Source organism: Achromobacter sp. ACM05 (assembly GCF_019218915.1).
In the GTDB taxonomy this organism is placed as follows: domain Bacteria; phylum Pseudomonadota; class Gammaproteobacteria; order Burkholderiales; family Burkholderiaceae_B; genus Achromobacter; species Achromobacter animicus.
On the sequence record NZ_JAHUWQ010000002.1, the window covers coordinates 1373618 to 1386325 of the forward strand.

The window sequence follows — 12708 nt, forward strand, 5'->3', positions numbered from 1 at the left end:
GGACACCTGAAAGCGCTATCTGGCCGACATGCCCCACCTGATTGATATCGAACACCCCGCCGGCGCAAGGACGGAAACACGGCTCATCCCCGGTCCGGCCGGTCCGCTGGAATTGCTGATTGACCGCCCCGCCACGCCGCGCGTTGGGGTGGCCATCATCACCCATCCACAACCGCTGTTGGGCGGCACGCCTCGCCACAAGATCCCGCACCGACTGGCGCACGGCGTCCGGGACGCCGGATGGCTTGCGATACGGCCCAGCTTTCGGGGCGTGGGCGCCAGCGCGGGCGTGTACGACCACGGTCTGGGCGAAGCCGACGACATACTTGCCGTCGTACGTGCCGTGCGTGCCGAAGCCCCAGATACGCCGCTGGCGCTCATTGGCTTTTCTTTCGGAGCTTACGCCCTGGCCCACGCGATTCGCGCGCTGGCCGACCAGGACGCCGCGCCTGCCGCTGCCATCCTGGCCGGGCTGCCGGTTGGCGCCGTCGAGGCAGACCGGGTCTACGACACGCCCCCCTTGCCCGCCGACGTGGTGCTGATCCATGGCGAATCGGACACGCAGGCGCCCTTGGCGCCGCTGCTGGCGTGGGCACGGCCCACGTCTCATCCGATCATCGTCGTGCCGGGCGCGGACCACTTTTTCAGCCATTCGCAAGACCTGCTGCTGTCACTCGTCCTTGCGCATCTTCCCAAGGAGGCCGCCAAGGCTCGTACAGATTGATCGCGGCGCCTTTTCACACCTCCCCGACACGCCACCGAGCAAGAGGGAGGGTTCAACAAGGAGACAACCATGCGCTTTCCCATCAAGCGTTGGGCGTGCGGCGCCCTCGCATCCGCGTTCAGCGCGGCCGTCATGGCGGCCGCCCCGTATCCGGACAAACCGATACGCCTCATCGTGCCGTGGCCCGCGGGCGGCTCGGCGGACACCATTGGCCGCTCGCTGGGCGATGCCTTGGGCAAGCGCCTGAATGCGACGGTCGTGGTCGAAAACGTGGCGGGCGCTTCCGGCACCATCGCAACCACTCAATTCGCCCGCGCCGCGCCGGACGGCTACACCCTCCTGCTGGCCAGCAGCTCGGCCAACGTCTCGGCGCCCAATCTGTATGCCAAGGTGCATTTCGATCCGATCAAGGACTTCACGCCGATAGGTGAAGTCGCGCTGGTGCCCAGCGTGCTCATCGTCCCCGAGAACTCGCCGTTCAAGCGTCCGGCCGACATCGTGGCGGCGGCGCGCAAGCAACCCGGCAAACTGACCTACGGCTCCGGCGGCACCGGCAACTCGGGACATCTGTCGGGCGAACTGTTTCGCGCGATCAACAAGATCGAGGTCACGCATGTGCCGTACAAGGGCAACAACCCTGCCTTGACCGACCTGATGGGCGGACGGCTGGACTACATGTTCGACAACGGCGCGATCGGCCACATCCAGAGCCAGCGCGTACGCGCATTGGCCGTTGCCGCCGACGCCCGGCTCAAGGCCATTCCCGACGTGCCCACGTTCGAGGAACTGGGCATGGCGGGCATGCAGCTGACCACCTGGTTTGGCCTGGCCGCGCCAGCCGGCACGCCCGCGCCCATCGTGGACAAGCTGAGCAGCGCCCTGAACGCCGTGATGTCCGATCCCGCCTATTCACAACGGCTGATCGCCATGGGGGCCGAATTGCGCCAAAGCACGCCCGCGGCGTTCACGGCGTTCTGGGCAGAGGAACTGGACCGCTACCGCCAGCTCATTCAATCCGCCGGCATCCAGGTCAATTGACGCGCGAGGGCGCACGACAGCCATTCAAGGAGACAGGCATGAAGGCAAATGCATTTCAGCGGATTCTCGTGGCCGGGGCGCTTGCCCTGGCGGCCAACGTGGCGCATGCCGCGTGGCCGGACGACCGTCCGATCGAACTGGTGGTGGGTTTTGCCCCCGGCGGCGGCACGGACGTGATGGCGCGGCTGGTGGCGCAGCACATGGAAAAGCGCCTGGGCGACAAGACGCGGATCATCGTGATCAACAAGCCCGGCGCGGGCGGAGAAATCGCGGTGCGCTACGTGGCCGCCGCGAAGCCGGACGGCTACACGCTGGGCATGATCAACGCGCCCGGCTTCGTGTACCTGCCCGTCAGCAAGGGCGCGAAGTACAAGCCCGACGACATCCGGCTCATCGCCCGTCTGGTCGACGACCCGCTGCTCTTCATCAAGCGCCGCGGATCCAGCGCGCCGGATGACCTGCCGGCGCTCGTCGCGAAGCTGAAGCAGTCACCCGAATCGCTGTCGTTCGGTCATAGCGGCGACGGCACGACCGGACATCTGGCGCTGATGGACATGGAGCGCAGCCAGAACGTGCGAGGCACCAGCGTGCCCTTCAAGGGTGGCGGCGACATCCGCCTGGGGATCCTGGGCGATCACATCAACTACGGCCTGATCACCGTGAGCGAGGTGCCGGAACTCGCCGACCCCAAAGGCCCCTTCGAGGCCATCGCCATCGCCAGCGACAAGCGCCATAACGCCATCCCCACCGCGACGGAATCCGGGGTGCCGCTGCGGTATTCGTCCGAGCGCGGCATGGGCGGCCCGGCAACCTTGCCGGACGCCATTCGCGACAAGCTGGAACAGGCGCTTCAGGACACCCTAAAGGATCCCGCCTTCCTGGCGGCATCGGGGCGCGACGCAGCCGTGCTGGCCTTTCAGCCGGGTGAGGAATGGCGGGCCAGCCTGGCCCGGCAGACACGCGCCTTCGAGCAAGAAGCCGCCGCAAAAAAGTAGGCGGCCGACGCCAGGCAGCGCTTGCCGCGTTGCCTGGCATCACCCTTCCGGACGCCGCTTGCGATGCGTTTTTTCAAGCCACTGCACCGCCACCTCGACCAGCGGGTGAAAGCGCGCCGCATTCCACGCCAACGCGGCGGTGACCACCATGATCTTTTCCTTCAACGGCCGGATGACGACGTTCGCGGGCGCCAGCTTCTTCATGGACGCCGGCACCAGCGCAACGCCCTGGCCGCAACCCACATAGGCGACCTGCGAGGCCACCGACCGCACCTCGTGCAGCACGCGGGGCGTGAAGCCGTGAGCACGGCAGATCGCGGTCAGCATGTCGAAATACACGGGGCTCACCTGCCGGGACGACATCACAAGCTGCTCCGGCGCCAACGACTGAAGACGCACGCGAGGCAGCGCCGCCAGCTTGTGGTTGTCAGGCAGCGCCACGGCCAGCCGGTCCTCGGTCAACGGCAGCGTCGAGATGCCCTCGCCGACGTCGCCATCGATGCGCACGAACGCCATGTCCAGTTCTCCCGACAGCAGCGCCGGCACCGCCTCGACACTGTCGATCTCCCGCACGAAGACCGTCAGGCCCGGGTGCGCCCGCTTCAGCTCATTGAGCAGCGGCGGAACGGTGTCCAGCATCGCCGAGGTGATCGCGCCCACATGCAGCACGCCCGACTGGCCCGACGCGACCTCCCGCACGACGCGCTCCAGATGTTCGACCTGACCGGCGAACTGGCGCACCGCTGGCAGGATCGCCGCGCCCGCCGCCGAAAGCTGCGTGCCGCGGCGCGACCGTTCGAAGAGTTGGAGTTTCAGCGATTGTTCCAGCACCTTGATCTGCTCGGTCAGCGGCGGCTGCGACATGCCCAGCCGCGCTGCCGCCCGTCCGAAATGCCGTTCCTCGGCCACCGCCAGAAACATCCACAGTTGCCGTATCAGCCTGAAGTCGATCGTGCTCATGCCCTGCCCTCGTTGCCGGTTGCGCGCTGCCGCGCTGATCCTGAAACCGTATCACAGAGATACTTGAAAACGATTTTATCTATCAAGACGCGCTTCCCATAATGAAGCCTTCACTCAGGAGGTTTCCCCATGTCCCAAGCATCCACGCTCGACCGCCTTGCCTCGCTGGACACCAATACCGTCTCGGACGCCCTGGACTTTCTGGGACTGCCCGGCGCCACCTACGGCCTGCGGCCGCTGTGGGACTGCCCGAAGATCGTGGGCCGCGCCAGCACCATCCAACTGGGTCCCAAGACGGACGCCAAGCCGGCCGTGCATCTGATCTCTCCCGTCATCGACGCCGTGCAGACCGGCGACCGCGTGCTGGTCATCGCCGGCGGCGCCGAGGGCATTTCCTGCTGGGGCGACATCCTGGCCAATGCGGCGCGCGCCAAACACGTGCGCGGATCGGTCATCGACGGCCTGAGCCGCGACATCGAAGGCAGCGAATCGATCGGCTATCCCGTCTATGGGCGCGGCGTCACCATGATCAGCGCCCGCAACCGCGTCATCCAGATCGATGCCGGCAAGCCCGTGCAGATGGCCGGCGTCACGGTTCATGAAGACGATTACGTCATCGCGGACCGGTGCGGCGCCGTGTTCGTGCTGGCCGCCCGAATCGATGAAGTGCTGGATCTGGCCGAACGCATTGCAAAGCGGCAGGAGGGCATGGTCGCCGCCGTGCGCGCGGGCCGCTCGGTCGCCGAGGTCATGCACGACAAGGAATTCGAAGCCATCCACGCGAAGTGATCCAACGCGCCCTCGCTGCCCCACTCACCCAAGGAACGACGATGACAAACCCCAAGAGAGCCGCCGCACACGACCAGGAGCTGGTCGCCCTATTCGAAGGACTGGATACGCCGGGCGTGTCCGACGCCATGGACAAGCTGGGCCTGCACGGCCAAGCCCTTGGCATCATGCCGCTGGACAACTATGCCCGCCCGGTTGTCGGCCCCGCCTTCACGGTCAGGTACGTTCCTGCCGCGACGCCCGCCGGCACCGTTGGCGACTTCATCGACGACGTCGCCGAAGGCGACATCGTGGTGATCGACAACGATGGCCGCACCGACTGCACGGTGTGGGGCGACATCATGACGCAATACGCCGGCCTGCGCGGCATCGCCGGCACCGTGATTGACGGCGTGTGCCGCGACGTGGGCAAGGCGCTGGGCGACGGCTATCCGGTTTTCAGCGCCGGCCGCTTCATGCGCACCGGCAAGGACCGGGTGGAGGTGGAGTCGGTCAACACCACCGTCGCGGTGGGGACCGTGCGCGTGGCCGCGCGTGACATCGTGGTGGCCGACGCCAACGGTGTGGTGATCGTTCCGCGCGAGCGCGCCCGTGAAGTGGCCGAGACCGCGCGCAAGATCGAAGCCGTGGAGGCCGCGATCCGCGAGCGGATCAGCCAGGGGGCGACCATCCGCGAAGCGCGCGCCGCGCTGGGCTATCACCTGCTGCAAAGGAAGGGTTGATTGTTTTTTTAATGTACTTTGTTCATGAAAAACCTAGGGTAAACACCTTCTTTCGCCCCATAAATTGCCGATCTATAAACACATATTGTTTTTTTAATGTGTTTTTAAGATGAAAATCGCACTGATTGGATGCGGCGAGGTCGGCCACTGCTACACCCGTGCCTGGATCGCCGCAGGACATCGCATCGTCGGCATCTGCGACCTGCGCTCGGACGCGGGAATGGCGGATCGCGCCAAGGCCGCAGACGCGGCCTTGCATGCCGAACCGGGCGCCTGGCTGGCCGAGGCCGACGTCGTGGTCTCGGCCGTATACGGCTACAGCGCGGCGGAAGTCGCCGCGCAAACCTTTCCCCACATGCGCGCCGGCGCCGTCTACGCCGACTTCACCACGGCCAGCGCGCCCGACATGCAGAAGGCGGCCGCCGCCGCTGCCGCGAGCGCCATCCCGTTCATGGACGTGGCCATCATGGGCGCCATCGCCCTGCTCGCCGAAAAGACGCCACTGCTATGCGCCGGCGAGGGCGCGGCAGTGGTGACGGCGCTGGGCGAAAGCGCGGGCGCCACGGTCCGGATCATCGAAGGCAAGCCCGGCGACGCGGTGCGTTTGAAGCTCTTGCGCAGCATCATGACCAAAGGCATGGAAAGCCTGGCCGTCGAATGCCTGGTGGCGGCCGAGCGCATGGGTCTGCGCGAATCGCTGTACGAAGTGCTGGCCGACATCGACCGCACGCCGTTGACCGCGTTCATGGACTCGTTCGTGCGCTCGCACGTGCTGCATGCGCCGCGCCGGCTGGCCGAAGTGCGCGAAGCGCGCGACCAGTTGCAGGAAGCGGGCCTTGAGCCGCTGGTGCTTGATGGCGTCGAACAGCTCTTTGCGCGATCCACCCGTGGCATCGAGGCCGCGCGCGCCAAGGGCGAAGCCCCGGCGCCCGATACGGTCGAGGCGCGCCTGGCCTGGCTGACCACGCTGGCCCGCCAGTCCTGACACCCCCACCGCGCCACAGAGCGCGGACCGAATCTGCAAACACTTCGTGAGGAAGACAATGAAACTGTTCAAGAAACTGCTGGCCGCAACGCTCGTGCTGGGCTGCGCCGCCGCGCATGGCGCCGACCTGGGCAAGTCCCCCATCACCCTGATCTCGCCGTTTCCCCCCGGCGGCGGCACCGACACCCTGACGCGCATGATCGGCAGCGCCATCAGTCAGGACGCCGGCTGGAACATCGTCGTCGAGAACAAGCCCGGCGCCGGCGGCAACCTGGCGCTGGACGCCACGGCGCGCGCTCAACCCGACGGCCATACGCTGGTCATGGCGCAGACCGACAACATCGTGCTGAACCCCTGGCTCTACAGCAAGCTCAGCTACGACACCTTCAAAGACTTCAAGCCGGTCGGCCCCGTGGCGTCTTCGCCCAGCGTCTTCGTCGTGGTGCCCGATTCGCCGTTCAAGACCATCGCCGACGTCGTCAAGGCCGCGCAGGCGCGCCCCAACCAGGTTTCGCTCGGCATTCCCGGCATCGGCGGCACGGGCGACCTGACCGGCTACTTGTGGCGCAAGGCCGCCAACATGGAACTGATGCACGTGCCGTACCGCGGCTGGAGCCAGGCGTTCCCCGACCTGGCCAGCGGCCGGATCGACATTTACGTGGGCTCCGTCGCGTCGCTGCTGCCGCAGATCCGCGGCGGCAAGGTGCGGGCGCTGGGCGTCGTCGCGAGCGAGCGTTCGCCCGCCCTGCCCGACGTGCCGACCTTTCCTGAAAGCGGTTTTCCGACCATCAACCAGTCGATCTGGTGGGGCCTGATGGCCCCGGGCAAGACGCCCGATGACGTGATCGCCGCGCTGAACAGCGAGCTGCAGAAGGTGCAGTCCAACCCCGAACTGATCAAGAAGCTTGAAGACGCCGGCTACAGCGTGCTGAAGGGCTCGCCCGAAGACCTGGCGCGCCGCCACCGCACGGACCACGACGCCTTCGGCAAGGTCGTGCAGGAAGCCGGCATTCCCAAGCAGTGAACCCGATTTGTAGATATTCCGCTATCAGGAGCAGTGATGACAGGTTTTGAAATCCACGCCCGCCAACGCGCGGTCAGCAAGGAACTGGTCGACAAATTCCGCCAGGTGCCGGTCGCCAACGTCAGCGACTGCATGTCGCGCATGACGGCCGGCGGCGCGCGCCTGCGGCCCATGCACGACGGCACGCCGCTGGCCGGCCCGGCGCTCACCGTGCGCACGCGTCCTGGCGACAACCTGCTGGTGCACAAGGCGCTGAGCCTGGCGCAACCGGGCGACGTCATCGTGGTCGATGCCGGCGGCGATCTGACCAACGCGATCATCGGCGAGATCATGACGACCTACGCCGAGTCGCGCGGGATCGCGGGCATCATCATCAACGGCGCCATCCGCGACTGCGGCACCATCCGCCGCAGCGCGTTTCCCGTCTATGCGGCCGGCGTCACGCACCGCGGCCCGTACAAGGACGGCCCTGGCGAGATCAACTGCGTGGTCGCGCTGGACGGCATGACCATCGCCCCGGGTGATCTGATCCTGGGAGACGACGACGGGCTGCTTGCCGTGCCGTTCGATCAGGCGCAGGCCATTTTTGAGGCCGCAGCGGCAAAGCACGACGTCGAAACCAAGATGCTGGCGGACATTGCCGCGGGCACGCTGGATACGTCGTGGGTCGACGCCCGTCTGCGCGCGTTGGGTTGCACGGGAGTCTAGCCATGAGCGGTGCGGCACTCAGCAGGCCTCAGTTGCGCGTCGCGCGTCTGGATCTGTGGATCGATCCGGTGTTCGACGAGACCATTGCGCGGGACGGCACGCTGGACCTGCGCGTGCTGCCGGCCGGCGGCGACGCGGTGACGGCGGCCGGCCTGGCCGGCGCGCATGCATACCACGTCAGTGCGGCCAAGGACGAGGTGCCGGCACGCTGGCAAGTGTCGGCGGACCTGCTGGCCCAGTGTCCGCAATTGTTGTGCGTGTCGTCGGGCGGCGCGGGCTACGACACGGTGGATGTGGCAGCGTGCACCCGCGCGGGCGTGGCGGTCGTCAACCAGGCAGGCGCCAATGCCGCGTCGGTCGCCGAAATGACCTTCGCCCTGCTGCTGTCGCTGGTCAAGCGGCTGGGCGAATCGGAAGCCGCGCTGCGCGCGGGCACCGCCGTCAGCCGCGAAGCCCTGATGGGTCACGAGATCGAAGGCCGCATCATCGGCATCGTGGGCATCGGCGAGATCGGACGCAGGGTGGCGCGGATCGCAACGGGCTTCGGTTTGAAGGTCATTGCATATGATCCGCTGCTGACGGACGCGCAGATCGCCGAACGCGGCGCCGCGCCCGTCTCGTTCGATGCGCTGCTGGAACAGGCAGACATCGTCAGCCTGCACTGCCCGCTGAACACCGACACGCGAGGGATGGTCGACGCCGCCGCCTTGCGCCGGATGAAGCGTGGCGCGCTCTTCGTCTCCACCGCACGCGGCGGCATCCATGACGAAGACGCCCTGCTCGCCGCGCTGGAATCTGGTCATATTGCGGGTGCTGGCCTGGACGTCTGGCAGGTGGAACCGCCGCCTCCGCGCAGCGGCCTGTTGCAGCGGCCGGACGTGGCCGCCGCCTTTCACACGGGCGGCGTCACGCACGAAGGCCGCCGCAAGGTGGCGCAGGGTTCGGCCACGCAGATCCTGGACATGCTCGCCGGGCGCAAGCCGGCGCGTCTGCTCAATCCCGAGGTCTGGCCGCGCTTTCTGGCGCGTCTGGCGGAGCACGGGGTGAAGGTGTAGAACCCGCCTGCGCGGCGGCCAACGCCTCGGCGCCCATGGTCCCGCGCACCGTTGTTATAGTCCCAGCTTCCAAATCCGAGAAGAGCCAAGCCGCGTCATGTCGAGCGCCAGTGATTACGTATACGGAGAGTTGCGCCGCCGCCTGATGGCCGGATCGTTCCTGCCCGGCGAACCGCTGCGCGAGGAGCACATCGCCGCGCAGCTTTCCGTCAGCCGCACGCCCGTGCGCAACGCGATCGAACGCCTGATCGCGGACGGCCTGGTCACCCGCGAAGGCCGGCGCGGCGCGGTCGTGCTGGGCTGGCAGGACCGCGACATCGACGAGGCCTTCGAGCTGCGCATGCTGCTCGAACCCTATTCCGCCAAGGCCGCCGCCGAGCGCGCCACGCCCGAGCAGATCGACGAACTGGACCGCATCAACCAGTGCATGCTGGACGCCGTCAACTCCGGCGCGCCCGACCACGTCGCCCAGGTCCAGCACTACAACAACCTGTTCCACCACGCCCTGCTCAACGCCGCGCAGTCCGCGCGGGTGCGATCCCTGGTCGAGAACCTGCTGGACATGCCGATCATCATCGGCTCGTTCTACTTCTACGGCCGCGACGACATGCTGCGCAGCGTAGAACACCATCGCCAGATCATCGCCGCCATCCGCGCGCGCGATCCCGAATGCGCCGAGATCGCAGTGCGCTTTCATCTGGCGACGACCCATCTTCTGTTCCGGTCGCATCGCAAGGACGGCAAGACGGGCGGGTAGCCTGCGGCGGGATCATCGAAGGCCATTTGCCGCGGCTCACCCGCGAGGCAGTGGCAAATGCATCGGGGCAGTGTCATCGACGTGTAGCAACACGCCCCTAGAGTGTCGGCTCCGATTGAATCCCAAAGAGGACTTTCATTTTGAAATCGACACTCCGCATTGCGGCGGCTGGCGCCTGCCTGTCCGCTTTCTCCCTGGCAGCGCCCGCCGCGCTCGCCGCCACCGCCACCTCGGTCCAGCTTTATGGCCTGATCGACACCGGCCTGCAGTATCTCAGCAACGGTCCCGACGGCAACAGCAAGACGGGCATGAGCGCAGGCAATCTGAACGGTTCGCGTTGGGGTCTGAAGGGTTCCGAGGACCTGGGCGACGGCGTTTCCGCCATCTTCGTGCTTGAAAACGGCTTTGACTCCAGCAACGGCACCACGTTGCAAGGCGGACGGCTGTTCGGGCGCCAGGCCTACGTGGGCTTTTCCAGCAACACGTGGGGCCGCCTGACGCTGGGGCGCCACAACACGCTGATGATCGAATGGATGAGCAAGTACAACCCGTTCGACAACGCCAACTTCTCGATCAAGCGGCCTGACGCCGCGTTCTCGGACCGTACCGACAACGCCGTCATGTATGTCGGCAAGCTGGGCCCCGTGTCCGTCGGCGGCTACTACAGCTTCGGCTGGAACAATGAACAGTCGTTCGATGACAGCAAGCTAGGACGCATGGTGGGCGGCGGTCTGCGCTACAAGTCGGGCGGCCTGGACGCCGCGGTGCTGTATCACTCGAAGAACGCTGACAAACCCAAGACGGGCGCCAACAGCGGCAACCGCGAAGACCGCGTGGTCGCGGGCGTGTCGTACGACTTCGAGGACGTCAAGGTCTACGCCGGCTACCGCTGGCTGGACCAGAAGCTGACGCAGCGCAGCTACAAGAACAACATGACGTGGCTGGGCGCCAGCTACAAGCCGCAGGGCAACATGCGCCTGTCGGCTGCCGTCTACCACCTGAACGACTCGGTGTGCGACGACATGAACAATGCCGCCTGCCCCGCCGTACAGGCCGCCGGCACGGGCCAGAAGTCCACCATGATCGTGCTCGGCAATGAATACGATCTGTCCAAGCGCACCACGCTGTACGCGGTGGCGGCTTACGCCATCAACGACGACAAATCGTCCTTGAGCGTGGTCGGCGGCAAGTATGGCGCCAACGTCGAACCGGGCAAGAACCAGTTCGGCCTGAACCTCGGCATGCGGCATCGGTTTTGAACGCGCCCGCCTCCTATGCCGGCGGCACGGCCATCGCCGTGCGCGGCCTGCGGCATGCGTTCAACGGCCATACGGTGCTGGACGGCGTGGACCTGGACGTGCCTGCGGGCACGGTCCTGGCGCTGCTTGGGCCGTCCGGCTGCGGCAAGAGCACGCTGCTCAAGGCGCTGGCCGGCCTCTTGCGGCCGCAGCACGGCGACATCCGGTTCGGCGGCGCGGTGGTCAGCGGCGCGGGCCAGCACGAGCCGCCGGAGCGCCGGGGCCTGGGCATGGTGTTTCAGGACTACGCCCTCTGGCCGCACATGAGCGTGGCCAGCAACGTGGGCTTTCCGCTTGAAATGCGGGGCGTCTCGCGCCGCGAGCGTCCCGCGCTCGTGCGCAACGCCCTTGCCATGGTCGGCCTGCATGAACATGCCGAACGCCGCCCTGCCGACCTGTCCGGCGGCCAGCAGCAGCGCGTGGCGCTGGCGCGCGCCATTGTCGCCCGCCCGCGCGTGCTGCTGTTCGACGAACCCCTCTCCAACCTGGACCGGACGCTGCGCGAAACGCTATGCGCCGAGATCGGCGCGCTGCTGCGCCGCATCGGCACGACCGCCGTCTACGTCACCCACGACCACGAGGAAGCCCATGCGCTGGCGCACACGATCGCCCGCATGCAAAACGGCCGCATCGCCGAACTCGTGCCGGTCAACAAGGACTCTGCTTAAATGTCACTCGCACCTTCTTCCCAACTACTCGCAACGCTCTTCATGACGCTTTCTATCGGATTGGCCTCGGGCCAGGCCAAGGCGCTGACCGTCTACACCGCCGGACCGGGCGGCCTCATCAAGCAACTGGCAGCCGGCTTCCAGGACAAGACCGGCATCAAGGTGGACGTGTTCCAGGCCACCACGGGCAAGGTCATGGCGCGCCTGGAGGCCGAAGCGGCCAACCCGCGCGCCGACGTGCTGATCTCGGCCTCCTGGGACACCGCCCAGGACCTGGACCAGCGCGGCTGGCTGATGGCCTACGAAAGCCCGAACGCCGCGCAGGTGCCTGCGCGCTTCAAGGCGCCCACCTATGTCGCGCAAGGCATCTCGGCGCTGGGCATCGTCTGGAACACGAAGAGCGGCACGCCCGAACCGCGCGACTGGTCAGATCTGACCGCCCCCCAATTCAAGCAGTTGGTCACCATGCCGGATCCGGCCCTGTCAGGCGCGTCGCTCGACCTGCTGCTGGGTCTGCAAAACGCCCAGGGCGAGGCCGCGTGGAGGCTGTTCGAAACGCTGCGCGACAACGGCATGACCATCTCCGGCCCCAATGCCCAGGCGTTGACGCCAGTGCTGCAAGGCGCCAAGGCGGCGGTGTTCGGCGCGGTGGATTACGTGTCGTATGCCAGCGTCGCCAAGGGCGAATCGGTGAAGGTCATCTTCCCGTCCAGCGGCACCGCTATCGCTCCGCGTCCCATGATGATCCTGAAGACCGCGCGCCAGGCCGACGAGGCGCGCAAGTTCGTGGATTACGTGCTGTCCGAAGAAGGCCAGCGCGCCGTGGCAGATGCCTGGCTGATGCCCGCGCGTCAGGACGTGGCCGCCAAGCGGCCCGTGTTCAAGGATCTGGCCCTGCTGCCCGACACCGCCACCGAGTCCGGCGCCAGCCGGGCCGAGGTGCTGACCCGCTTCGGCCGGGTCTTCGGCCAACACTGACAGGCCG

General features: G+C 66.9%; 14 protein-coding genes. 13 read left to right on the forward strand and 1 reads right to left on the reverse strand.

Annotated elements, in window-relative coordinates; all coding sequences use genetic code 11:
• Positions 1-28 precede the first annotated feature (28 nt).
• The 3 genes from KW836_RS17180 (at position 29) to KW836_RS17190 (ending at position 2757) form a co-directional block, all read left to right on the forward strand.
• Positions 29-724: an alpha/beta hydrolase gene (locus KW836_RS17180; protein WP_218344162.1), complete on the forward strand. Its 696-nt coding sequence runs from the start codon at positions 29-31 to the stop codon at positions 722-724.
• A gap of 69 nt (positions 725-793) precedes the next feature.
• Positions 794-1762, forward strand: coding sequence for a tripartite tricarboxylate transporter substrate binding protein (locus tag KW836_RS17185; protein WP_218344163.1), 969 nt, complete (start codon positions 794-796; stop codon positions 1760-1762).
• Positions 1763-1800: 38 nt separating this feature from the next.
• Positions 1801-2757, forward strand: coding sequence for a tripartite tricarboxylate transporter substrate binding protein (locus KW836_RS17190; RefSeq protein ID WP_218344164.1), 957 nt, complete (start codon positions 1801-1803; stop codon positions 2755-2757).
• Positions 2758-2796: 39 nt separating this feature from the next.
• Here the strand turns inward: KW836_RS17190 and KW836_RS17195 are convergent, their stop codons facing one another.
• Positions 2797-3717, reverse strand: a complete 921-nt coding sequence (locus KW836_RS17195) for a LysR substrate-binding domain-containing protein (protein WP_218344165.1) — start codon at positions 3715-3717, stop codon at positions 2797-2799.
• Positions 3718-3846: 129 nt separating this feature from the next.
• On the opposite strand from KW836_RS17195, the gene KW836_RS17200 reads away from it, so the two are divergent.
• From KW836_RS17200 to KW836_RS17245, 10 genes are all read left to right on the forward strand, one after another.
• Complete coding sequence (locus KW836_RS17200; RefSeq protein WP_175136245.1) at positions 3847-4506, forward strand: RraA family protein; 660 nt, start codon at positions 3847-3849, stop codon at positions 4504-4506.
• A gap of 41 nt (positions 4507-4547) precedes the next feature.
• Positions 4548-5228, forward strand: coding sequence for an RraA family protein (locus KW836_RS17205; protein WP_218344166.1), 681 nt, complete (start codon positions 4548-4550; stop codon positions 5226-5228).
• Positions 5229-5337: 109 nt separating this feature from the next.
• Positions 5338-6213, forward strand: a complete 876-nt coding sequence (locus KW836_RS17210; protein ID WP_218344167.1) for an NAD(P)-dependent oxidoreductase — start codon at positions 5338-5340, stop codon at positions 6211-6213.
• A gap of 58 nt (positions 6214-6271) precedes the next feature.
• Positions 6272-7237 carry a tripartite tricarboxylate transporter substrate binding protein gene (locus KW836_RS17215; protein WP_175183700.1) on the forward strand — a complete coding sequence of 322 codons (966 nt, stop codon included), beginning with the start codon at positions 6272-6274 and terminating at the stop codon, positions 7235-7237.
• Positions 7238-7273: 36 nt separating this feature from the next.
• Positions 7274-7945: an RraA family protein gene (locus KW836_RS17220; RefSeq protein ID WP_056561950.1), complete on the forward strand. Its 672-nt coding sequence runs from the start codon at positions 7274-7276 to the stop codon at positions 7943-7945.
• Between the two features lie 2 nt (positions 7946-7947).
• Positions 7948-9000 (forward strand): NAD(P)-dependent oxidoreductase, encoded by a 1053-nt coding sequence (locus tag KW836_RS17225; RefSeq protein ID WP_218344168.1) that lies wholly within the window; start codon positions 7948-7950, stop codon positions 8998-9000.
• 97 nt (positions 9001-9097) lie between these two features.
• Entirely contained in the window at positions 9098-9757 is a 660-nt protein-coding gene (locus KW836_RS17230) for a GntR family transcriptional regulator (protein ID WP_175121215.1), read from the forward strand.
• A gap of 140 nt (positions 9758-9897) precedes the next feature.
• Positions 9898-11016, forward strand: a complete 1119-nt coding sequence (locus KW836_RS17235) for a porin (protein ID WP_218344169.1) — start codon at positions 9898-9900, stop codon at positions 11014-11016.
• Positions 11013-11723, forward strand: a complete 711-nt coding sequence (locus KW836_RS17240) for an ABC transporter ATP-binding protein (RefSeq protein ID WP_218344170.1) — start codon at positions 11013-11015, stop codon at positions 11721-11723. The genes KW836_RS17235 and KW836_RS17240 overlap by 4 nt, the downstream gene beginning before the upstream one ends.
• Before the next feature lie 42 nt (positions 11724-11765).
• Positions 11766-12701 carry an ABC transporter substrate-binding protein gene (locus KW836_RS17245; protein ID WP_218344171.1) on the forward strand — a complete coding sequence of 312 codons (936 nt, stop codon included), beginning with the start codon at positions 11766-11768 and terminating at the stop codon, positions 12699-12701.
• Positions 12702-12708 lie beyond the last annotated feature (7 nt).

Bases quoted from the DNA above. Each gene is read 5' to 3' on its own strand.
- KW836_RS17180 (WP_218344162.1), top strand. From the start codon at position 29: ATGCCCCACCTGATTGATATCGAACACCCCGCCGGCGCAAGGACGGAA.
- KW836_RS17185 (WP_218344163.1), top strand. From the start codon at position 794: ATGCGCTTTCCCATCAAGCGTTGGGCGTGCGGCGCCCTCGCATCCGCG.
- KW836_RS17190 (WP_218344164.1), top strand. From the start codon at position 1,801: ATGAAGGCAAATGCATTTCAGCGGATTCTCGTGGCCGGGGCGCTTGCC.
- KW836_RS17195 (WP_218344165.1), bottom strand. From the start codon at position 3,717: ATGAGCACGATCGACTTCAGGCTGATACGGCAACTGTGGATGTTTCTG.
- KW836_RS17200 (WP_175136245.1), top strand. From the start codon at position 3,847: ATGTCCCAAGCATCCACGCTCGACCGCCTTGCCTCGCTGGACACCAAT.
- KW836_RS17205 (WP_218344166.1), top strand. From the start codon at position 4,548: ATGACAAACCCCAAGAGAGCCGCCGCACACGACCAGGAGCTGGTCGCC.
- KW836_RS17210 (WP_218344167.1), top strand. From the start codon at position 5,338: ATGAAAATCGCACTGATTGGATGCGGCGAGGTCGGCCACTGCTACACC.
- KW836_RS17215 (WP_175183700.1), top strand. From the start codon at position 6,272: ATGAAACTGTTCAAGAAACTGCTGGCCGCAACGCTCGTGCTGGGCTGC.
- KW836_RS17220 (WP_056561950.1), top strand. From the start codon at position 7,274: ATGACAGGTTTTGAAATCCACGCCCGCCAACGCGCGGTCAGCAAGGAA.
- KW836_RS17225 (WP_218344168.1), top strand. From the start codon at position 7,948: ATGAGCGGTGCGGCACTCAGCAGGCCTCAGTTGCGCGTCGCGCGTCTG.
- KW836_RS17230 (WP_175121215.1), top strand. From the start codon at position 9,098: ATGTCGAGCGCCAGTGATTACGTATACGGAGAGTTGCGCCGCCGCCTG.
- KW836_RS17245 (WP_218344171.1), top strand. From the start codon at position 11,766: ATGACGCTTTCTATCGGATTGGCCTCGGGCCAGGCCAAGGCGCTGACC.